This window comes from Amycolatopsis coloradensis, from assembly GCF_037997115.1.
Lineage (GTDB): Bacteria > Actinomycetota > Actinomycetes > Mycobacteriales > Pseudonocardiaceae > Amycolatopsis > Amycolatopsis coloradensis_A.
This window is the reverse complement of record NZ_CP150484.1, coordinates 8438856-8458714: the sequence shown is the minus strand read 5'-3', so window position 1 is coordinate 8458714 and position 19859 is coordinate 8438856. Positions and strand designations below refer to the sequence as shown.

Below are 19859 nucleotides of genomic sequence, written 5' to 3'. Positions count from 1 at the left end.
TATCCGGGGACGGGTCACGAGACGCCCGCGGCTCCGATCGCGAGCACGACGAAAACGAACCACAGGATGACCGGGATCAGCCAGAGCGCGGTGACGACGTATCCGATGATCATGCCCGCCTGCGCCATGCCCTGGCCGCCCGCTTCGCCGCGTTTGGCCTTCGAGAGCGCGATGTGCCCGAAGACGATCCCCAAGATCGCCGGGAAGCACATGATCAGCCCGATCAGCGAGCACACCAGTGACGCCACCGCCATGCCCTGGTCCGGCGGCCGCACGTAGGCCTGCTGGACGTAGTACTGCTGAGGTGGCTGGTAAGGCTGGAGACCGTAGGGCTGCCGGCCGTACGGATCATGCGGATTCGTCATGCTGGTCCCCTCGTCGACGAGGACCGTATCGCTACCGGAAAGCCCCGTGTTTCGCGGCGATGTTCAGCGCGACGGGGATCGCGATGGCGTACAGGACGATCATCAGGCGGCGTGGCCCAGGACGATCCCTCGGATCACGACACCAGTCCGATCAACCCGAAGAGTGAAAAGATCAGGGCGGCGGTCGCCAGGCCGGAGTCCTTGCCCCGCGCCGGAGGCTGGTTCGGAAAGGCGTACTGCTGGTGTGGCGGGAATCCGCCAAAGGGCTGCTGAACCACATTTCGTTCCCTCGGACTGTGATCGGCCTGGCACTGTAATGCCATGGTCACGGATGGCGTACGCGTGACTGCGCTCATAGCGAGGTCTCCGTGCAGGCGTCATACTCACCGGTAACCCAGCGCCGGGAGCCCGGTGCGCGCGAATTTAGGGAGCAGCGATGGCTCGCCTCGCCCAGACCGCCGGCTTGACCGACGTGCAGTCCGAAATCCTGGCCACGGTCCGCCAGTTCGTGGACAAGGAGGTCATCCCGCGCGCGCAGGAGCTCGAGCATTCCGACACCTATCCCGCCGACATCGTCGAGGGGATGAAGGAGATGGGCCTGTTCGGGCTCACCATCCCGGAGGAGTACGGCGGCCTCGGCGAATCGCTGCTGACCTACGCGCTCGTGGTCGAGGAGATCGCGCGCGGCTGGATGAGCGTCTCCGGCGTCATCAACACGCACTTCATCGTCGCGCACATGATCAAGCAACACGGGACGCCGGAGCAGAAGCAGCACTTCCTGCCGCGGATGGCGACCGGCGAGGTCCGCGGCTCGTTCTCGATGTCCGAGCCGGATCTCGGCTCCGACGTCGCCGCGATCAAGACCCGCGCCCGCAGGACCGACGACGGTTACGTCATCGACGGTTCGAAGATGTGGCTGACCAACGGAGGCAGCTCCAACCTGATCGCGCTGCTCGTCAAGACCGACGAAGGTGCCGAGAAGGCCCACCAGAACCTGACCACTTTCCTGGTCGAGAAGCCCGAGGGCTTCGGCGAGGTCGCTCCCGGCCTCACCATCCCCGGCAAGATCGACAAGATGGGCTACAAGGGCGTCGACACCACCGAGGCCGTGTTCGACGGCTTCAAGATCGGTGCCGACAAGGTCCTCGGCGAAGCGCCGGGCAAGGGCTTCGCGTACATGATGGACGGTGTCGAGGTCGGCCGCGTCAACGTCGCCGCCCGCGCCTGCGGGATCGCGATCCGCGCGTTCGAGCTCGCGGTGGAGTACGCCCAGCAGCGCAAGACGTTCGGCAAGGCCATCGCCGAGCACCAGGCGGTCGCGTTCAAACTCGCCGAGATGGCCACCAAGGTCGAGGCCGCGCACCTGATGATGGTCAACGCCGCCCGCCTCAAGGACTCCGGCGAGCGCAACGACGTCGAGGCCGGGATGGCGAAGCTGATCGCGAGCGAGTACTGCGCCGAGGTCACCCAGGACTCCTTCCGCATCCATGGCGGCTACGGCTACTCCAAGGAATACGAGATCGAACGCCTCATGCGCGAGGCGCCGTTCCTGCTCATCGGCGAAGGCACCAGCGAGATCCAGAAGACCATCATCAGCCGCGGCCTGCTCCGCGAATACAAGTCCCGCTCCTGACGGGCGCTGAAGGACGCTTTCACCGCGTCCTACGTGGTGAAAGCTCCCTTCACCGCGTCCGATGAGGGGAAGGCGTCCTTCAGCTCACGTTCGCACCTTTCGCCCGTCCTTGAGAAGATGGACCAGGATGGGCGAGAGGTGATTACGTGAGTGCTCCCTTTGGCGGAAGCGGCCGGGCCGCGGGTGGGCTGCCCAGGCTGCCGACACCGCCTACCGGCTGGCCGATCGGTTCCTACGCGACGTACGGCGAAGCCCAGCAAGCCGTCGGTTTCCTCGCGGAGAAGGAGTTCGGGGTCTCCGACGTGACCATCGTCGGCGTCGACCTGATGCTCGTCGAGCGCGTCGTCGGACGGCTGAGCTGGGGCCGGGTGCTCGGCACGGGCGCGGTGTCCGGCGCGTGGTTCGGCCTGATCATCGGGTTGCTGCTGGGCATGTTCAACAACCAGGGTTTCGCCTGGCAGCCCATGATCGGCGGGCTCGTGCTCGGCATCCTGGCGTGGACGGTCTTCGCGGCGATCAGCTACGGCATGTCCCGCCGCGACTTCTCCTCCGCGAGCCAGCTGGTCGCCGGCCGCTACGACGTGCTCTGCCAGCCGCGTTCGGCCGAACAGGGGCGCGAGCTCCTCGCCCAGCTGGCGTTGGGCGGCCGTCCCACCTGATGACTCCGAGTCCAGGCCACTGACATTCGGCGGTACTTGTTCACCTGTTCGTCGTGCGGTCCGCTGAATCGTTACCGATACTGCTTGCGGGCGGTGATCGCCCGGAATAGGTTGCACAACACCAGTCGGGCGGTCGCGTACTCCAGCGTGTCCGCCCGAGCACTAGCACGTCGGGGTGCTGGCGCGCGGGCTTCTTCAACGCGTCCTAGTGCCGCCGCTCCCCAGGCGTGCGCGGGTGAGGAGGCCTCATGGGGAAGAGGATGAGCGCGAGCCGGAGGGGCCGCTCACCAGGCCGCACCGGCTCGCTACTCGGCGCGGCAGCGCTGACGGCCGGCTTGCTGGCGGGTTGCGGTTCGGATGCCGGGCTGAAGATCAACGTCTACTACGCGCCCGAAGACAATTTCCAGTCCGTTGTGGACGATTGCACGAAGGCCTCGGGAGGGCGGTACGAGGTCGTGTACAACAAGCTCCCGCGCCCGGCCGACGGCCAGCGGGAACAGATGGTGCGACGGCTGGCCGCCGGGGACGATTCGCTCGACGTACTGGGGCTGGACGTCACCTGGGTCTCGGAGTTCGCCGAGGCGGGCTGGATCGACGAATGGACCGGTGAAGCCAAGGCCGAGGCGACCGCGGGTGTCCTGCCGGGTCCCCTCGAAACCGCCACGTGGAACGGAAAGCTCTACGCGGCGACCAAGAACACCAACGTCCAGTTGCTCTGGTACGACGATCGGCTGACCCCGACGCCGCCGAAGACCTGGGACGAGATGATCCAGCAGGCCCAGGCGCTCAAGGCGCAGGGCAAGCCGGCGAACGTCGTGTTCACCGGCGCGCAGTACGAAGGCCTGGTCGTCATCTACAACACGCTCGTCGAGTCGGCGGGCGGCAAGATCCTCTCCGACGACGGCAAGTCGGTCGTGATGGACGAGGGCGCGATCAAGGCGCTGGAGATGCTCAAGAAGGTCACCACGGCCGGGATCACCGACCCGTCGCTGACCAACTCCAAGGAGGACGAGGTCCGCCAGGCCTTCCAGCGCGGGAACGCCGCCTTCGAGTTGAACTGGCCGTTCGTCTACGCCTCCTACGCCAAGGAGAAGAAGGACGAGCTGAAGCACTTCAAGTGGACCACCTATCCGGAGTTCGAAGCGGGCAAGCCCGCCAAGACCACGATCGGTGGCTACAACCTGGCGGTCAGCTCGACCTCGAAGCACAAGGCCGAGGCCTACGAGGTCGCTTTGTGCCTGCGCAGCGCGAAGAACCAGAAGTTCTCCGCGCTCAAGGACGGTGTCCCGCCGACGATCGAATCGCTCTACACGGACACGCTGCCACTCGACGCGACGGCGCCGCAGAGTGACGACAACCCGAGTATGGACACGAAGTACCCGATGCGGGAAACGATCCTGGAGGCCCTCAAGGACGCCGCGGTGCGGCCGCTGACCCCGGCCTACCAGAACGCCTCGACGGTGTTGTCGAAGGTGCTTTCCCCGCCGTCCGAGATCGATCCGCGGAAGACGGCGGAGAAACTCAAGGAAGAACTCGCCGACGCGCTCCAGTCGAAGGGAGTGATCCCGTGACCGTGCAGGAAACCGCCGGTACGGCGACTGGGAGCAAGCCGGGCAAGAAGGCCAAACCCGTTCTCAGTGAAGGAAAGAAGGCCGAGCGCAGGCTCGGGCTGTGGCTGTGCGCCCCGGCGGCGATCGTGATGATCGCGGTCACCGGGTACCCGATCATCTACTCGATCTGGCTCTCCCTGCAGCGCTACGACCTCAGGTTCCCGGCGCAGCAGGAGTTCGTCGGCCTCGACAACTACATCGCGGTGCTGTCCAACGGCTACTGGTGGACGGCGTTCGGGACGACGATGGGGTTGACCATCGTTTCGGTGGTGATCGAGTTCGTCCTCGGCATGGGCTTGGCGCTGATCATGCACCGGACGCTCGTCGGACGGGGCCTCGTGCGGACGGTCGCCCTGATCCCGTACGGAATCGTGACGGTGGTCGCGGCGTTCTCCTGGTACTACGCCTGGACGCCGGACACGGGCTACCTGGCCAACCTGTTCTTCCCGGACAGCGCGCCGCTGACCGAGTACTGGCCATCGCTGGCGATCATCGTGCTGGCCGAGGTGTGGAAGACGACCCCGTTCATGGCGCTGCTGCTGATGGCGGGCCTGGCGCTGGTGCCGGACGACCTGCTGAAGGCCGCGGCGATGGACGGCGCGACGGCGTGGCAGCGGTTCACGAAGGTGATGCTGCCGGTGATGAAGCCCGCGATCCTGGTGGCGCTGCTGTTCCGCACCCTGGACGCGTTCCGCATCTTCGACAACATCTTCGTGCTCACCAACGGCGCGCAGGACACGTCTTCGGTGTCGATGCAGACCTACAACAACCTGGTCAAGGGCCTGAACCTCGGGATCGGGTCGACGATGGCGGTGCTGATCTTCCTCACGGTGGCGATCATCGCGTTCATCTTCATCAAGGTGTTCGGCACGGCCGCACCCGGCAGTGACAATGGGGGTAAGCGCTGATGGCGATCGGTGGAGCGGTCACTCCCGGCCGCAAGTTCAAGTGGGGTCTCGTCGACATCCTGGTCCTGGTGTTCGCGCTGTTCCCGGTGCTGTGGGTGGTCTCGCTTTCGTTCAAGACCAAGGAGACCCTGGACGACGGGAATTTCATCCCGTCGGAATGGACGTGGCAGAACTACGCGGACATCTTCGAGACCACGGAGTTCATCAGGGCACTGGTGAACTCGATCGGGATCGCGATCATCGCGACGGTGATCGCGGTCGTCCTCGGCACGATGGCGGCGTACGCGATCGCGCGGCTGGACTTCCCCGGCAAGCAGGTGCTGGTCGGGATGTCGCTGCTGATCGCGATGTTCCCGCAGGTGTCGCTGGTGACGCCGCTGTTCAACATCGAACGTGAGCTGGGCCTGTTCGACACCTGGCCGGGGCTGATCCTGCCCTACATCACGTTCGCGCTGCCGCTGTCGATCTACACGCTGTCCGCGTTCTTCCGGGAAATCCCGTGGGAGCTGGAAAAGGCGGCGAAGATGGACGGCGCGACCCCGGCGCAGGCGTTCCGGAAGGTGATCGCGCCCCTGGCGGCACCGGGGGTGTTCACCACCGCGATCCTGGTGTTCATCTTCTGCTGGAACGACTTCCTGTTCGCGATCTCGCTGACCTCGACCGAGGCCTCGCGCACGGTCCCGGCGGCGCTGTCGTTCTTCACGGGGTCCTCGCAGTTCGAAGACCCCACCGGGACGATCTCCGCGGCCGCCGTGGTGATCACCGTCCCGATCATCCTGTTCGTGTTGTTCTTCCAGCGTCGCATCGTGGCGGGGCTGACGTCCGGTGCGGTGAAGGGCTGACCCATGGCTGAAATCGTTCTCGAAAAAGTGTCCAAGAAGTACCCCGACGGCGCCCTCGCGGTGTCCGAAGTGGACATCACGATCGCCGACGGTGAGTTCATCATCCTGGTCGGCCCGTCCGGCTGCGGGAAGTCCACGACGCTGAACATGGTCGCGGGGCTGGAGGACATCTCCTCCGGCGAACTGCGCATCGACGGCCAGCGCGTCAACGAGAAGGCACCCAAGGACCGCGACATCGCGATGGTGTTCCAGTCCTACGCGCTGTACCCGCATATGAGCGTGCGGGAGAACATGGCGTTCCCGTTGCGGCTGGCCAAGGTCGACGACCGGACGGTGCGGGCGAAGGTCGAGGAGGCGGCGCAGATCCTCGACCTGACCGGTCATCTGGACCGCAAACCGGCGAACCTCTCCGGTGGTCAGCGCCAGCGCGTCGCGATGGGGCGGGCGATCGTCCGCAATCCCAAGGCGTTCCTGATGGACGAGCCACTGTCCAATCTGGACGCGAAGCTCCGCGGCCAGATGCGGACGTCGGTGTCGAAGATCCAGAAACAGCTGGGTACGACGACGCTCTACGTCACGCACGACCAGACCGAGGCCATGACCCTCGGCGACCGGGTCGTCGTGCTCCGGGCGGGCCACGTGCAGCAGATCGGGTCGCCGCAGTTCCTCTACGACAACCCGGCGAACCTGTTCGTGGCCGGGTTCATCGGCAGCCCGTCGATGAACTTCGTGCCCGCGACGCTGGAGAACGGGACGGCCCGCAGCGCGCTGGGCGACATCCCGCTCACCGACCGGGTACGGCGGCTGGTCGAAGCGGCCAACGCGCCGCGTGAGGTCATCGTCGGCATCCGGCCGGAGCACTTCGAGGACGCCGCGCTGGTGGACGCCGCTGCCCGCCAGGGCGCGACGTTCACCGCCCACGTCGATGTCCTCGAGTCGATGGGTTCCGAGAAGTTCGCGCACTTCTCGGTCGAGGGTGAGGCCGCGTCGTCGTCCGACCTCGCGGATCTCGCCGCCGACAGCGGTTCCTCGGACGTCCCCGGTTCCGAGTCGCAGATCGTGGCCCGCCTCTCGGCGGCCTCGGCGGCGGCGGAGAACCAGGACGTCGAGCTGTGGTTCGACGCGGACAAGATCAAGCTGTTCGACGGGGCCAGCGGCAAGAACCTGACCTACACCGACTAGCTCGCTTCGCCGAACACTGAAGGCCCTCTTCCCGCCTCGGCGGGGAGGGGGCCTTCACGCGAATTACGCCTTCGATCACGCGAGTTGCGGTTGTCCACTTCGGACATCGTGAATTCCCCACCTTCGGCGGTGTACGTCTCATGGGCGATCGGGGATCCTCGGCCCCGCATCGGTACCTAGAGAAGGGCGCCTGCCTTGCCGAAGAAGCTGTCACGCCGTCTCCTGCAGGGCCTGGTCGGAGCGGTCCTCATCACCACGCTCGCCCCCGCCGTCGCCTGGGCCGAACCACCACAGGCCTTGCCGGCGAACGCGACCGAAGCCGATCGCAAGTGGCAGCCCGCGTTCGACTACGACACCGACGGCTGCTACCCGACGCCCGCGATCTCACCGACCGGCGCGATCGCCACCGGTCTCAAGAACTCCGGAGCCCTCAACGGTCAGTGTCGCGACCGGTCGGACCTCGACAACACCAACTCCTACGCGCGGTCGAAGTGCAACAACGGCTGGTGCGCCCACCTCTACGACCTCTACTTCGAAAAGGACCAGGCCGTCCCGGGCATCGACTGCTGCGGGCACCGGCACGACATCGAACACGTCGTCGTCTGGGTCAACGAGGGCCAGGCCCGGTACGTCTCGACGTCAGCGCACGGCAACTACTCCACTCACGACCGCTCCAAGGTCTCCTGGGAGGGGACCCACCCGAAGATCGTCTATCACAAGGACGGCGCGAGCACCCACTGCTTCCGCATCGCGAGCGCGACCGAACCGCCGGAGAACCACTACAACGCCTGGCAGTACCCGGACCTCGTCAGCTGGGACGGGTTCCCGCCCGGTATCCGGGACACGCTCGTCCGCGCCGATTTCGGCAGCGCGAGCCTGGCGATCAAGGACGGCGCCTTCGAACACAATCTGGGAAAGGCCAAACCGGCGGGCATCCCCTTCGATCCCCACGGCTGAGGCCGGCTCAGTACTCGCTCTCGGGCAGGGCGAGCCACAGCACGAGGTAGACGATGAACTGCGGGCCGGGCAGCAGGCAGGACAGCACGGCGAGCAGACGGACCTTGCCCGGCGTGGTGCCGAAGCGTTTGGCGAGACCGGCGCAGACGCCGCCGATCATGCGGCCCTGGCGCGGTCGGGTCAGGCGGGCGGCTACGGGGTTCGTCACGGTACTTCCCTCTCGGTCGTCACGGTGTGTGAGACCCATTCTCGTCTCGTGACGGCCCTGCCGCATCCCACCGCGGAACGAAACGCACCCTTAAGGGCGTGAAATCGCGGTAAGGCGGTCACCTGGGAAAACGTGGCGGCCCCTGTGTTCTTCGCCCGTAGGGGCTGGTGTTCCGCGATCTTTTGACGATACTGCTCCGGTGCCCTCGAAGAGACTCAGCGCAGTACTCTGCGGCCTGTTCCTCGCCGCGGCCTGTTCCACCCCGGAACCGGCGGTGGCGCCGTCGACCACGGCGGGTGGGGAGGCCCTGACCGCTTCCGAGGCGCTCGGGGAATACTCGTCGCTCGATTACTGCAGCCTTGTCGACCAGCGGAAAGTGATCGGCGGCGGAAACGCGGTCAAACCGCCGTTGACGTCTTTCGAGTTCTGCCGCCTCGAATTCGTCGAGGGCGCCAATCGCTACACCGTGACCACCGGCCCGATCACTTCCGGGCAGGATCCGAACAATCAGCCGTACGAATACGCCGGTCCGCTGCCGGAAGGCGTCAGCGTCCAGCGGTCGACGTTCAACGAGGACACCGCATGCACCCGGCTGCTCACCTTCGCCGACGGGATCAGGCTGTCCATCACGGTGACCTCCGACGACACGGCGCCCGCCGATCAGGCCGGCCGCTGCCGGATCGCCGACGCGACGGTCGACGGCGCGGCCGGCGTGATCGGCGCGCGCAAGGTCGGGCGGCTGAACCTCGACCAGCGTTCGTGGGGCCGGGTCGCCCCGTGCGCGCCGCTCGACCAGCACGAGCTCGACGCCGCCGCCGGTCCGGAGACCAAACCGGCCCCGGCGTTGTCCGGGCACAGCTGCATCCGCGGCAAGGTCAGCTTCTCGCTGTCGGTGGGCGCGGACACCACGCCGGGCGCGACGGAGGCGCTGGGCGGCCGGCAGGCCCAGGTCACGACGTCCGGCGCGTTCTGCCAGGTGACCACGCACCGGCCGATCCCCGGCACCCCGGACCGGGTCGAGCAGGCGATGCTCTCGGTGGTGGGCGTCGACGGGGCGCCGGAGGACGCCACCTGCGCGGCGGCGCGCGAGGTCGCCGTCGCGGTGTTCCCGAAGCTCCCTTGACGCATTCAGAGGACCAAATGCGGGGCTAGCGCAGCTTGGGCAGCCGGAACGAGCACATCGCCTCGTCCAGCGCCTCGACGTCCAGCGGCGGATGCGGCAACGCGGTGGCGCATCCGGGTTCGGCGCGCAGGCCGTCCAGCAGCATCGCGAGGCACCGGCGCCACAGGTCCGGCTGGATACCGTGCGTGAACTCGATGACCGAGCCGAGCATCTGGTGCAGGAGCGGTATGTCCGTCGGCACGAAATCGGCGCGGAGGGCACCGGCCGCCTGAGCCCGTTCGACGAGCTGTGTGATCAACGGCACCATGCGGGATTTCGCCTCGGCGACGCGCTCCTGGCCGAAGACGTTCGACAGCATGACTTCACGTAACCCGCGGTCACCGGCGTGCAGTTCGGCCGCGCGCCACGTGAAGCCTGCGAATCCCTCCCAGGGATCTTCGGCGCGAAGCGCTTCTTCGGCGAACTCGCGGATCGTCTCGAACTGGTCGACGAACATGGCTTCGACCAGGTGTTCTTTGCTCGGAAATCGACGATAGACGGTGCCCACGCCGACGCCCGCGTGATGCGCGACGTCGTCCAGAGTCGCTTCGAGCCCGCGCTTTCCGAAGACAGTGTGTGCCGCCGCGATGATGCGCTGCCGGTTGAGTTCAGCGTCGCGCCGCAGCGGCCGCGCCGGTGCGGCAGGAGCGAGTTCCCGAGCCATTCGTCCAGCTTAACAAACGAAGTAGAGGACACTTCTCCACTTCTTGTGTACCTTGGGCGCGGAAAGGGGAGATACCTACTCCACATAGCTTCTTCGTCACTATCGGTGAGGAAACCGCCCGTATGTCTGACTCATCCACCGCTGTCGCCACGCCGCCGGGGGACGCGGCCGCGCAGCACGCCAACCCGCACCACTCCAGGAGATGGCTGATCCTGGTGATGATCGGCCTCGCTCAGCTGATGGTCGTCCTCGACGCCACCGTCGTGAATATCGCGCTGCCGTCGGCGCAGCAGGACCTCGAGTTCTCGAACGACGCCCGCCAATGGGTCGTCACCGCCTATGCGCTCGCGTTCGGCAGCCTGCTCCTGCTGGGCGGGCGGCTCGCGGATCTCTTCGGCCGCAAACGCGCGTTCCTCGTCGGGCTCGCCGGTTTCGCCATCGTGTCCGCGATCGGCGGCGCCGCCACCAGTATCGAAATGCTGCTCGTCGCCCGCGCCGCGCAAGGTGTCTTCGGCGCGCTTCTCGCCCCGGCCGCCCTTTCGCTGCTGACCACGACCTTCACCGACCCGAAGGAACGCGGCAAGGCGTTCGGGGTCTTCGGCGCGATCGGCGGTGGCGGCGCGGCGATCGGCCTGCTGCTCGGCGGCGTGCTGACCGAGTACCTCGACTGGCGCTGGTCGATGTACGTCAACATCATCTTCGCGGCGATCGCGTTCGCCGGTTCGGCCGTGCTGCTGAAGAACTCCGAAACCGACGGCCCGCGCCCGAAGCTCGACATCCCGGGCACGATCACCGCGTCGGCCGGTCTCTTCGCGCTCGTCTACGGCTTCGCGAACGCCGAGCGCGACTCGTGGTCCTCGGTCTCGGTGTGGGGTTTCCTCGCCGCCGGTGTCGTGCTGCTCGCCGCTTTCGTGGCGATCCAGCAGCGGGTCTCGCATCCGCTCCTGCCGCTGCGCGTGCTGCTCGACCGCGACCGCGGCGGCTCGTACCTCGCGATGTTCCTGCTCGCCATCGGGATGTTCTCGATCTTCCTGTTCCTCACCTTCTACATCCAGCTGAACCTCGGGTTCACGCCGGTGCAGAGCGGGGTCGCGTTCCTGCCGATGGTGGCCACCCTGATGGCCAGCGCGACATCGGCGACGGCCGTGCTGCTGCCGAAGTTCGGCGCGAAACCGTTGGTGTCACTGGGAATGCTGATCGCGGGGGCGGGGCTGTTCTGGCTCTCGGCCATCGACGTCACCAGCACGTACGCCGGCGGGGTGCTGTTCCCGCTGATGGTCATGGGTGTCGGCATCGGCCTCGCGATGGCGCCCGCGATGAGCGTCGCGACCTTCGGCGTCGACACGCACGACGCCGGTGTCGCGTCGGCGGCGGTCAACACCGCGCAGCAGGTCGGCGGCTCGATCGGGACCGCGCTGCTGAGCACGCTGGCCGGTAACGCGGCGACGTCGTTCACGGCCGGGAAGTTGCCTTCGGCGCAACTGGCGGCCGAAGCGGCAGTGCACAGCTACACGACCGCTTTCGTGTGGGGCGGGTGGATCTTCGTCATCGGTGCGGTGATCTGCGGGCTGCTGCTGCGGTCGGGTGCTCCGGCGAAGGCTCCCGAAGGTGCTTCGGAGGGTGCGCCGGTCGCCGTGCACATGTAGGTCCCTCGAATGCTAGGAAAGGACCGTTCCGTGCAAAATTTGCAAGGAACGGTCCTTTCCTGGCACGGGGAGGGGTGTCAAGGGGACTTTCCCCGCATGGCATGAGGGGAAGGCGTCCTTCGCGCGGCGTGGTTGTGCGGAACGCCACCGCCGGATGTCATGAAAGGGTCGTTCAGGACAAATAATGTCCTGAACGACCCTTTCATGACACTTGAGGGACCCGTCAGCGGGACTGTGACCGCACGGCCTCGAAGACCTCGTCGTCCCACCGGTGCGTCCGGATCAGCCGGTACCGTTCGCAAGCCACCCACAGGTACGCCTCGGCGTCGGTCCGGTCTCCGATCAGGTCCGCCTGCCGCAGCATCGCCACCACCGGCACGAACTCCTCGTCGAACCACCGCTGCGCCAGCGTCGCGCGGTCCGAGTACGCCCCTTCGTCCTGCATCAGCCGGAAACCCCACGCCTCGACGTGCTCGCCGAGCCGCGCGTAGTCCCACGGGTCCGTGAATACCACAGAAGCCCGCGCGTGCCCCGAAAGCGGGACGCGTTCCAGGAACAGCCGCCGGTAGTCCTTCACGATCAGGTCGCCGCGGTACCGGATCCCGCTCGGGTCCAGTTTGGTCCGCACCTCGGTGACCATCGCCTCTATTGTGGACAGTCGCATCGCGTGCGCCACCGAAACGCGGTGGTGCCCGTCGATGATGAAATGCAGTTCGCCGACGCGGTACACCTCGATCGGCGGGATCGACTCGCCGCGCCGGGTGGCGAGCGCCAGCCGTTCCCAGCGTTCGCGGACCCGCCCGGACGTCGGGCGGAAGCGGCGGTCGAAGTCGCGGCCGCGGTCGACGCTGCCGACGATCGAATCGAGCCGGATCACTCGCGCGCCGATCTTCCGTTCGCCGAGATAGCCGAGCGCGTCGACCACCTCGTGGAACGGCAGCATGATGTTGACGTCGTCGGGCTCGCGGCGCAGCCAGTTCGCCAGCCGTGACAACACCTGACGCCGTCGCGCGCGAAGGAAGTCGTGCTCCGCGTCCGCGCGGGGAAAGCCCGTGTCCTTCATGAGAACTCCATGATCCGGTGCCCGACGACGTTGCGGACCGTGGTCCCGCCGACCACCCGGTCCGGCACGGGTTCACCGTGCGGGTGGATATGCCCGTGCAGCAACCACTTCGGGCGCAGCAACTCGATCGTGCGATGGAGACAGTCGAACCCGCGGTGCGGCGGGTCCTCGCGGTCGCCGCAATGCCGCGGCGGCGCGTGCGTGAGCAGGACGTCGACGCCCCTTCCGTCCCGCCAGCGGCGGAACCGGGCCCGGCGCACCAGCCGCCGGGCACGCCGCGCCTGCTGGCGTTGTGTCCACTGGTTCGGGCCGTCGTTGTAGCGCACCGAGCCGCCGAGCCCGGCGAACCGGAGCCCGCCGACGTCGACGATGCGGCCGTCCGCGTTCACCCCGCCCGCCGGCCCTGGCCACACGGTGGGGAAACCGTCCTTCATGGACAGTCCGCCGTAGCGCGTGTAGCCGGACAGGTCGGGGTCGTGGTTGCCGGGGACGAACACGCACGGCACGTCGAGCGCGCCCGCCAGGAACTCCAGGTAGTCGTACGGCAGGTCGCCGGCGCCGATGACGAGGTCGGCCCGGTGGTTGCGGACGGCGGACGTCCACAACCGCTCTTCGACCTCGTCCGCGACGACCAGCGCTTTCACGCGCTCCAGCGTAATGCCGGACGCGCTACTTCGGGCCGTGCGCGAACGCGGGGTCCTTCGCGATGATCGCGATCACGATGCCGAGCCAGACGACGCAGAAGGCCAGCGCCCAGAACTTGAGGTTGGTCAGGATCCTTGGCATGGGGAACTCCAGGTACTACCGAAAGCGGGAAGAGGTCAGAGCCAGCGGTTCTTCCTGAATATTCGGTAGAGCAGGATGCAGACGCCGAAGATGACCGTCATCGCCACCGGGTAGCCGAAACGCCAATGCAGTTCCGGCATGTAGTCGAAGTTCATCCCGTAGATCCCGGCGAGCGCCGTCGGCACCGCGATGATCGCCGCCCACGCGGTGATCTTGCGCATGTCGGTGTTCTGCTGGAGCGTGATCTTCGCCAGTGTCGCGTCGACCAGGGTGGTCAGCAGTTCGTCGAAGTTCGCGACCCGCTCCGCCACGGTCGTCAAGTGGTCGGAGACGTCACGGAAGTACGAGCGGACCTCGTCCGGGATCAGCCGCGTGTAGCCCTCGGCGAGGCGCTGCAGCGGGGTGCCCAGCGGCATGACCGCGCGGCGCAGCTCCAGCACTTCGCGCTTCATGAAGTAGATCTGCTCGGCGCTCACCTTGGACCGCGGCGCGAAGACGTGCGTCTCCATCTCGTCGATGTCCGCCTCGATGGCGGTGGTGACATCGAGGTAGTGGTCGACGACGTGATCCGCGATCGCGTGCAGCACCGCGGACGGCCCGAGGTCGAGCCGCTCCGGGTCCTGGTCGAGTTCGCGGCGCAGCCTGGCGAGCCCCGAGTGGTTCCCGTGCCGCACCGTGATCACGAAGTCGCGGCCGAGGAAGGCCATCAGCTCGCCGGTCTCGACGATCTCGTTCGCCGTCGCGGGCGACTCGTGCTCGACGTACCGGACGGTCTTCAGCACCATGAACAGCGTGTCGTCGTAGCGCTCCAGCTTCGGCCGCTGGTGTGCTTCCAGCGCGTCCTCGACGGCCAGCTCGTGGAGGCCGAAGGTGTCCGCGATGCCCTGGATCTGGACCGCGTCGGGCTCGTGCAGGCCGATCCAGACGAACCCGGCGTGCCGCTTGCGCACCTCTTTGATGGCCTCGGCGTGCGTCCAGCGGCCGGGCAGGCGCTTGCCCTCCACGTACACCGCGCAATCGACGACGTACGCCGAAAGGGGGACGGGCAGCGGGCGTTCGGGGACGCTCTTGGCGCGGCCGTTGCTCCGGCCGCGAAGGCCGCCGAGCGAGGGAATGGCAGGCATGGGATCTCCTGGGCAGACGTCGTGCGTTGATGCGCGAAGACGACGGGCCAAGCGGTCGGGGGGCCGCTCGGCTAGGCCAGCGTTCCCGGTTTCGTCAGCCCTGCCAGGTGGGGATCCGGCGAGACGTGAAGGCGGAAACGCTGCGACTACTAGGAAGCGGACTATCGCCACTCGACATCGGGTTCCTCACCTCCTTGGCTCGGCGGACGGTTACGCAGTGGTGTGGGTCGCGTTGACGACCCGACACCAATGGTCGAGGGTACTCCTCAACACGAAGGCCTGTCGTTCCAGGCTCACGCCGCGTTACTCGTGCAGGAGGAATGGGTGCAGTTCGGTCGCTATTACGAAGAGTTCGAGGTCGGTGCGGTCTACAAGCACTGGCCGGGTAAAACGGTCACCGAGTACGACGACCACCTGTTCTGCCTCATCACCATGAACCACCATCCGCTGCACCTCGACTCGCACTACGCCGAGGAGACCACCGACTTCGGCAAGAACGTCGTGGTCGGCAACTACATCTACTCGCTGCTGCTGGGGATGTCGGTGCCGGACGTGTCCGGCAAGGCGATCGCGAACCTCGAGGTCGAATCGCTGAAGCACGTGAAGCCGACCTTCCACGGCGACACCATCTACGGCGAGACCGAGGTGCTGGACAAGACGCCGTCGAAGTCGAAGGACGATCGCGGTGTCGTCTACGTCGAGACCCGCGGCTACAAGCAGGACGGCACGATCGTGTGTGTCTTCCGTCGCAAGGTGATGGTGCCGAAGCGGTCTTACGGAGACAGCAGGGGCGGTGAACAGCCCGGCCGCCCCGTCCCGCACGAATAATGGGTGTCACGAACGGGAAGAGGGAGCGCGTCGATGCCCATCGGGCTGGATGAGATCAAGAGCCGTCTGCGGAAGTTCGCGACGGTCGAAGCGGCCGGGGTTTCGCCGCTGTACGAGCACCTGGCGGCGAAGGCGTCCGAGGACGACGATGTCGCCGGGCTCCTGACCGACGCCCGCGGCGGTGAAGCGCGCGGAACGCTGCTCATGGCGACGGCGCACCGGCTCATCCAGGCCGACCCCATCCACCCGCTCTCGCGGTACTACCCCTCCGTCGGCGGTTTCGACGGCGTGGACTCGGAGACCTGGCCGCTGTTCCGCTCGTTCCTGCTGGAACGAGCGGACAAGGCCAGGACGATCATCTCCTCGCGGTACACGCAGACCAACGAGGTCCGCCGTGCCGCGCTGCTCTACCCCGCGATGACGACGGCCGCGAAGGAGGCGGGCGGCAAGATCGCGCTGCTCGAGGTCGGCTGCAGCGCGGGCCTGCTGCTCGGCCTGGACAAATACGCCTACCGCTACCAGTGCGACGGCGGCGAACAGCTCACCGCCGGGCCCGCGAAGACCGCGGTCGGCCTGCACTGCGCGCTGGACCTCGCGCCCGGCGCCGTCACGCCGAAGGTGCCGAAGAAGCTGACGATCACCGCCCGCGCCGGCCTCGACCGCGCGCCGGTGGACCTCGCCGACGAGGACGAACTGGCCTGGCTCGAAGCCTGCGTCTGGGCCGACCAGCCGGACCGGATCCGGCTCCTGCGCACGGCCGCGGCGGCGCAGGGCAAGCAACGACCGGAGCTGATCGCGGGCGACGCCGTCGACGACCTCGCGTCGGCGGCCGCCACCCTGCCCGCCGACGCTCCGCTCGTCGTGTTGACCAGTCACGTGCTGGCGTACCTGGGGGAGCGGCGGACGGACTTCCTCGAGGCGCTCCGGAAACTCGCCGCGGACCGGCCGTTGTGGTGGGTCAGCGAGGAGTTCTACGCCGCCGCGCTGGAGCCTTTGGTGCCCGGCCGGGCCGATCTCGCCGAACCCGCCGACCAGGCCGTGCTCGGGCTCGTCCGCTGGGACGCCGGTGTCCCGGACGTACGGGCGCTGGCCCGGACGGCGCCGCACGGACAACGGATGACCTGGTTGCCGGTCTAGCCGGCTGTTCTCTGGCAGCAGCGGTGGCGTGGTGGGTCCGGCTGGTCGTGAGTGGCGATTCGGGTTCCAACCCGATGCCACGTAGCTTAAGTTGATCTTGGATGGGGGTCTTGATCGTAAGCGGTGAGGATTGCCACAGGTCACGCGCTCGGTTGCCCTGGCCGACAGGAGCCGACTGCGCCCCTGAGTGTCCACCGAGGACATTTTTTGCCGACTCAATGTCCGATTGATGCCGGGATGGGCGATTGCACGAGGAGGTCGTGAGTGGCGTTTCGGGTTAGAACCCGAATTGCCACTCGCCACCCCCCGCGCGAAGTGTCCAAAACGGACGCCTGGACCTGCTTCCATATCCCTTGTGGACAGTCAGGTCGCGCCAGGTTCTTGGAGTTCCGGTCCCGTCGCCGGCTTCATCACGACACGTTTGCCNATCCGCCCCAACTCGTCGTGGACGATGCCGCCTACGCAGCGGACGGTGCTGTCCGAAACGGTGTTCATTCCCGAATGGTAGACGCGGGCTTCCTGACAATGGCTGTCCTGTACACGGAGAGTAGCCATACGGTACACTTCCCCTCGCCGGCTGACCCAAGCGCGGGACTTCCCTCCCGCGCCGGTGGAAGGTGCGGTACAAAATGAATGGTCAGTATCCGCAGTCAGTCACCGTAAGAGACAGGATTGATCGCTGTGAACGCGAAAAAGCTCCTCACTTTCGCAGGAATCGCGTTGGTGCTGTTCTTCGTGATCGCGCAGCCAGGTCAGGCCGCGGGCCTCGTGGGAAACATCATCGGCTTCCTGCGTGACTCGGCCGAATCGGTGATCACCTTCGTCAGCAACGTCTTCAGCTAGCGAGGGAGCGGATACTCTAGCGGTATGTTCGCCCCACGCGATCCAGACGAGTATCTCCTCGACACCGAGCGGCGGGTCATCAGGATCCGCCGGCACTGGGCTGTGCTGTTGTGGGAAACCTTCGAGACGGCCGCGTTGCTGGCCGTCTGCGTCCTGGTCTCCTACCTGTTGCCGCCCGCCGCGTGGATCATCCAGAACATCCTCTGGTATGCCGCGTTGCTCATCATCCTGCGCTTCGCGTACGTGGTGATGGAGTGGTGGGTCGAGCGCCTGGTGGTCACGGACAAGCGGTTCGTCATGACCACCGGTGTCTTCACCACGAAAGTGCTGATGATGCCGATCACCAAGGTCACCGACCTCACCTACGAGCGTTCGGCGTGGGGCCGGATGATGGGGTACGGGACCATGGTGGTCGAGTCCGCCGGTCAGATCCAGGCGCTGAACCGCATCGACTACCTGCCGAAGCCGGAAGAGTTCTACGACACGATTTCCGAGCTCGTCTTCGGCGACAAGCAAAAGCAGGCCGAGCGCTTTTCGATGATCAAGGCGCAGCGTGCGGCGCGCGGCAAGAAGAAGGTCGGTTAGCGCAGGTCCCGGAGTCGCTGTGACCTGGAGCATCGTCGATACTGAGCGGCGATGCGCATCGACCTGCACGCCCACTCCACCGCCTCCGACGGCACCGACAGCCCTGCCGGGCTGGTCGCCGCCGCCGCGAAGGCGGGCCTCGACGTAGTCGCGATCACCGATCACGACACCACGGCCGGCTGGGCCCCGGCCGCCGAGGCACTTCCGCCGGGACTCACCCTGGTCCCCGGTGCCGAGCTGTCCACGATCTCCGTCGATCCGGTGACCGGGCGGCACATCAGCGTCCACCTGCTCGCGTACCTCTTCGACCCGGCGTCGCCGTCGATCGTCGCCGAACAGACCCGGCTCCGGTCGGAGCGGCGGTGGCGGCTGCGCGTGATGGCGGAGCGGATGGCCGCCGACGGTCTCCCCGTCGATCCCGACGAGGTCATGTCGCTGCTGCCGGAGGACGGTTCGGCCGGGCGGCCGCATCTCGCGCAGGCCCTGGTGCGGGCAGGCGTCGTCTCGTCGGTGAACGAGGCCTTCGGGAGCTATCTCGGCAACGGCAGCGGGTACTTCGTGGCGCGGCAGGACACGCTCGTGGAGGACGCGATCGACATGATCGCGGAGGCGGGCGGCGTCACCGTCATCGCGCACCCCTTCGCCTACACGCGCGGCGCGACCATCACCGTCGACGTGCTCGCCGGGCTGGCCGGGCACGGGCTCACCGGTGTCGAGGTCGATCACCCGAACCACGACGAGGAGACCCGCGTCCAGCTGCACGGGCTGGCGGGGGAGCTGGGGCTCGTGCGCACCGGTTCGAGCGACTACCACGGCACGAACAAGACCATCGATCTCGGCGACGAGACCACCGACCCGCTCGCGCTCGAAGAACTCGTCGCGCGGTCGACCGGCTACCAGGTCGTGACGCGGTGACGATCACGGACTTCTTCGACACGCGCCTGTTCATGAGCGCGACGATCACGCTGATCGTCATCATGGACCCGCCCGGCACGGTGCCGGTGTTCCTGAGCCTGACCGGCCGCAAATCGGTGGCGTTCCGCGCCAAGGCCGCGCGGCAGGCGGTGCTGGTCTCCTTGCTGGTGATCTCGCTGTTCGCCGTCGCGGGACAAGCGATCCTGTCGTACCTCGGCATCGGGATCCCGGCGCTGCAGGGCGCTGGCGGGCTGTTGCTGCTGCTCATCGCACTGCAGCTGCTGACCGGCAAGACCGGCGGCGAGGCCGAGGCGGCGGGCGACGACGTCAACGTCGCCCTCGTGCCGCTCGGGACACCGCTGCTCGCCGGCCCGGGCGCGATCGCCGCGACCATCGTCTTCGTCCGGCAGGCCGATGGGCACGTCGGCGCGTACGTGGCTCTCGCGCTTTCGATCGTGACGGTGCACTTCGTGCTGTACCTGTGCATGCGGTACTCGGGCGTGGTCATCCGGCTGATCAAGGAAAGCGGGATCACGCTGCTGGCGAAGATCGCCGGTCTGCTGCTGGCGGCGATCGCGGTCGAGCTGGTGGCGAACTCGGTGAAGGGCTTCATCTCGGGCACGTGACGTTCCGCGGGCGGTAGCAAAGGTCCCTTGCTCCCGCGCTCGGAGTCGTGAAGGCCTCCTTGCCTACTCTGAAGGTAGTGAAGGGGGCCTTCACGGACCGCCGGACCGCCCGGCCG

Annotated in this window: 21 protein-coding genes; 15 read left to right on the top strand and 6 right to left on the bottom strand. The window is 67.0% G+C overall.

Annotated elements, in window-relative coordinates; all coding sequences use genetic code 11:
• Positions 1–14 precede the first annotated feature (14 nt).
• Positions 15–365: a DUF4190 domain-containing protein gene (locus tag LCL61_RS39450; RefSeq protein ID WP_340684447.1), complete on the bottom strand. Its 351-nt coding sequence runs from the start codon at positions 363–365 to the stop codon at positions 15–17.
• Positions 366–801: 436 nt separating this feature from the next.
• Here LCL61_RS39450 and LCL61_RS39445 point away from each other — a divergent pair, with 436 nt between their 5' ends.
• The 7 genes from LCL61_RS39445 to LCL61_RS39415 all read left to right on the top strand — a co-directional run bounded on the left by LCL61_RS39445 (position 802) and on the right by LCL61_RS39415 (position 8156).
• The gene (locus LCL61_RS39445) at positions 802–1998 is read left to right on the top strand and encodes an acyl-CoA dehydrogenase family protein (protein WP_126736350.1); all 1197 of its coding nucleotides are present in this window, start codon (positions 802–804) and stop codon (positions 1996–1998) included.
• Positions 1999–2144: 146 nt separating this feature from the next.
• On the top strand, positions 2145–2657 hold the full coding sequence (locus LCL61_RS39440; protein WP_340684446.1) for a general stress protein: 513 nt from the start codon (positions 2145–2147) through the stop codon (positions 2655–2657).
• Positions 2658–2905: 248 nt separating this feature from the next.
• Positions 2906–4228 carry an ABC transporter substrate-binding protein gene (locus tag LCL61_RS39435; protein WP_340684445.1) on the top strand — a complete coding sequence of 441 codons (1323 nt, stop codon included), beginning with the start codon at positions 2906–2908 and terminating at the stop codon, positions 4226–4228.
• On the top strand, positions 4225–5175 hold the full coding sequence (locus tag LCL61_RS39430) for a sugar ABC transporter permease (protein ID WP_340684444.1): 951 nt from the start codon (positions 4225–4227) through the stop codon (positions 5173–5175). Before LCL61_RS39435 ends, LCL61_RS39430 begins: the two co-directional genes overlap by 4 nt.
• Positions 5175–6017, top strand: a complete 843-nt coding sequence (locus LCL61_RS39425; RefSeq protein WP_034313318.1) for a carbohydrate ABC transporter permease — start codon at positions 5175–5177, stop codon at positions 6015–6017. Before LCL61_RS39430 ends, LCL61_RS39425 begins: the two co-directional genes overlap by 1 nt.
• A 3-nt stretch (positions 6018–6020) precedes the next feature.
• Positions 6021–7199, top strand: a complete 1179-nt coding sequence (locus tag LCL61_RS39420) for a sn-glycerol-3-phosphate ABC transporter ATP-binding protein UgpC (RefSeq protein WP_340684443.1) — start codon at positions 6021–6023, stop codon at positions 7197–7199.
• Positions 7200–7394: 195 nt separating this feature from the next.
• Entirely contained in the window at positions 7395–8156 is a 762-nt protein-coding gene (locus LCL61_RS39415) for an NPP1 family protein (protein WP_340684442.1), read from the top strand.
• A gap of 7 nt (positions 8157–8163) precedes the next feature.
• Here the strand turns inward: LCL61_RS39415 and LCL61_RS39410 are convergent, their stop codons facing one another.
• Positions 8164–8316, bottom strand: a complete 153-nt coding sequence (locus LCL61_RS39410; RefSeq protein WP_016331469.1) for a PspC domain-containing protein — start codon at positions 8314–8316, stop codon at positions 8164–8166.
• Between the two features lie 247 nt (positions 8317–8563).
• On the opposite strand from LCL61_RS39410, the gene LCL61_RS39405 reads away from it, so the two are divergent.
• Complete coding sequence (locus LCL61_RS39405) at positions 8564–9487, top strand: hypothetical protein (RefSeq protein WP_340684441.1); 924 nt, start codon at positions 8564–8566, stop codon at positions 9485–9487.
• Between the two features lie 25 nt (positions 9488–9512).
• On the opposite strand, the gene LCL61_RS39400 is transcribed toward LCL61_RS39405, so the two are convergent.
• The gene (locus tag LCL61_RS39400; RefSeq protein WP_340684440.1) at positions 9513–10190 is read right to left on the bottom strand and encodes a TetR/AcrR family transcriptional regulator; all 678 of its coding nucleotides are present in this window, start codon (positions 10188–10190) and stop codon (positions 9513–9515) included.
• A 122-nt stretch (positions 10191–10312) separates the two neighbouring features.
• Between LCL61_RS39400 and LCL61_RS39395 the strand changes: the two genes are divergently transcribed.
• Positions 10313–11836 (top strand): MFS transporter, encoded by a 1524-nt coding sequence (locus LCL61_RS39395; protein WP_340684439.1) that lies wholly within the window; start codon positions 10313–10315, stop codon positions 11834–11836.
• Positions 11837–12059: 223 nt separating this feature from the next.
• Here the strand turns inward: LCL61_RS39395 and LCL61_RS39390 are convergent, their stop codons facing one another.
• From LCL61_RS39390 to corA, 3 genes are all read right to left on the bottom strand, one after another.
• Positions 12060–12899 carry a ParB N-terminal domain-containing protein gene (locus tag LCL61_RS39390; protein WP_125680269.1) on the bottom strand — a complete coding sequence of 280 codons (840 nt, stop codon included), beginning with the start codon at positions 12897–12899 and terminating at the stop codon, positions 12060–12062.
• The gene (locus LCL61_RS39385) at positions 12896–13543 is read right to left on the bottom strand and encodes a metallophosphoesterase family protein (RefSeq protein ID WP_340684438.1); all 648 of its coding nucleotides are present in this window, start codon (positions 13541–13543) and stop codon (positions 12896–12898) included. Before LCL61_RS39385 ends, LCL61_RS39390 begins: the two co-directional genes overlap by 4 nt.
• A gap of 177 nt (positions 13544–13720) precedes the next feature.
• Positions 13721–14809 (bottom strand): magnesium/cobalt transporter CorA, encoded by a 1089-nt coding sequence (gene corA, locus LCL61_RS39380; RefSeq protein ID WP_340684437.1) that lies wholly within the window; start codon positions 14807–14809, stop codon positions 13721–13723.
• Between the two features lie 324 nt (positions 14810–15133).
• Between corA and LCL61_RS39375 the strand changes: the two genes are divergently transcribed.
• From LCL61_RS39375 to LCL61_RS39350, 6 genes are all read left to right on the top strand, one after another.
• A complete protein-coding gene (locus LCL61_RS39375) occupies positions 15134–15637 on the top strand; it encodes a MaoC family dehydratase (protein WP_340684436.1) in 504 nt (167 codons plus the stop codon).
• 33 nt (positions 15638–15670) lie between these two features.
• Entirely contained in the window at positions 15671–16774 is a 1104-nt protein-coding gene (locus tag LCL61_RS39370; protein ID WP_340684435.1) for a DUF2332 domain-containing protein, read from the top strand.
• Positions 16775–17455: 681 nt separating this feature from the next.
• The gene (locus tag LCL61_RS39365) at positions 17456–17617 is read left to right on the top strand and encodes a hypothetical protein (RefSeq protein WP_005167589.1); all 162 of its coding nucleotides are present in this window, start codon (positions 17456–17458) and stop codon (positions 17615–17617) included.
• A 24-nt stretch (positions 17618–17641) separates the two neighbouring features.
• Positions 17642–18202: a PH domain-containing protein gene (locus LCL61_RS39360; RefSeq protein ID WP_276366931.1), complete on the top strand. Its 561-nt coding sequence runs from the start codon at positions 17642–17644 to the stop codon at positions 18200–18202.
• Between the two features lie 51 nt (positions 18203–18253).
• Positions 18254–19117: a PHP domain-containing protein gene (locus LCL61_RS39355; protein ID WP_219145857.1), complete on the top strand. Its 864-nt coding sequence runs from the start codon at positions 18254–18256 to the stop codon at positions 19115–19117.
• Entirely contained in the window at positions 19114–19743 is a 630-nt protein-coding gene (locus LCL61_RS39350) for a MarC family protein (protein WP_340684434.1), read from the top strand. The genes LCL61_RS39355 and LCL61_RS39350 overlap by 4 nt, the downstream gene beginning before the upstream one ends.
• Positions 19744–19859: the final 116 nt, after the last annotated feature.

Coding starts and splice junctions, on each gene's coding strand:
- LCL61_RS39400 (WP_340684440.1), bottom strand. CDS start 10,190: ATGGCTCGGGAACTCGCTCCTGCCGCACCGGCGCGGCCGCTGCGGCGC.
- LCL61_RS39410 (WP_016331469.1), bottom strand. CDS start 8,316: ATGATCGGCGGCGTCTGCGCCGGTCTCGCCAAACGCTTCGGCACCACG.
- LCL61_RS39370 (WP_340684435.1), top strand. CDS start 15,671: ATGCCCATCGGGCTGGATGAGATCAAGAGCCGTCTGCGGAAGTTCGCG.
- LCL61_RS39395 (WP_340684439.1), top strand. CDS start 10,313: ATGTCTGACTCATCCACCGCTGTCGCCACGCCGCCGGGGGACGCGGCC.
- LCL61_RS39360 (WP_276366931.1), top strand. CDS start 17,642: ATGTTCGCCCCACGCGATCCAGACGAGTATCTCCTCGACACCGAGCGG.
- LCL61_RS39425 (WP_034313318.1), top strand. CDS start 5,175: ATGGCGATCGGTGGAGCGGTCACTCCCGGCCGCAAGTTCAAGTGGGGT.
- corA (WP_340684437.1), bottom strand. CDS start 14,809: ATGCCTGCCATTCCCTCGCTCGGCGGCCTTCGCGGCCGGAGCAACGGC.
- LCL61_RS39390 (WP_125680269.1), bottom strand. CDS start 12,899: ATGAAGGACACGGGCTTTCCCCGCGCGGACGCGGAGCACGACTTCCTT.
- LCL61_RS39355 (WP_219145857.1), top strand. CDS start 18,254: ATGCGCATCGACCTGCACGCCCACTCCACCGCCTCCGACGGCACCGAC.
- LCL61_RS39420 (WP_340684443.1), top strand. CDS start 6,021: ATGGCTGAAATCGTTCTCGAAAAAGTGTCCAAGAAGTACCCCGACGGC.
- LCL61_RS39450 (WP_340684447.1), bottom strand. CDS start 365: ATGACGAATCCGCATGATCCGTACGGCCGGCAGCCCTACGGTCTCCAG.
- LCL61_RS39435 (WP_340684445.1), top strand. CDS start 2,906: ATGGGGAAGAGGATGAGCGCGAGCCGGAGGGGCCGCTCACCAGGCCGC.
- LCL61_RS39445 (WP_126736350.1), top strand. CDS start 802: ATGGCTCGCCTCGCCCAGACCGCCGGCTTGACCGACGTGCAGTCCGAA.